This is a genomic window from Polaromonas sp. P1_G2 (assembly GCF_056405515.1).
This window is the reverse complement of record NZ_JBFUBY010001093.1, coordinates 1-462: the sequence shown is the minus strand read 5'-3', so window position 1 is coordinate 462 and position 462 is coordinate 1. Positions and strand designations below refer to the sequence as shown.

At 58.9% G+C, this 462-nt stretch carries 1 protein-coding gene; it reads left to right on the top strand.

The genetic code is table 11. The features are described 5' to 3' along the window. Positions 1-388 (top strand): ABC transporter permease (locus AC1D0P_RS29210; protein ID WP_477679932.1); only part of this gene is annotated, 388 nt, incomplete at its 5' end. Positions 389-462 lie beyond the last annotated feature (74 nt).

Below are 462 nucleotides of genomic sequence, written 5' to 3'. Positions count from 1 at the left end.
CTCCGGCATCGGCCAGGCCGCACGGCTGGTGCGCTCCAACATGGTCGAGACCTATGACAAGCCCTATATCGAAATGGCCGAAGCCTATGGCTTTCCGGAGCGCAAGATCGCCCGCAAATATGCCTTTCGCCCGTCAATGATCCCCTCGCTCACCATTATCGGCCTGGATTTCGCCTCCATGCTCGGCAACGCCTTCCTGGTCGAAAGCGTCTATGCCTGGCCCGGCCTGTCGAAATACGGCGTGCAGGTCATCCTGCGCAAGGATTTGAACGCCATTGTCGGCACGGTGCTGATCATCTCGGCCATGTTCCTCATCGTCAACATCGTCGTCGACTTCATGGTCTCGATCATCAATCCGCGCATCCGGCTGTCGCAGAGGGCGTCATGAAGAAAACGCTCCTCATTCTGCTCAGCAACCCGCTGTCGCTGATCGGCCTGATCCTGGTGGCGATCGTCGTGCTC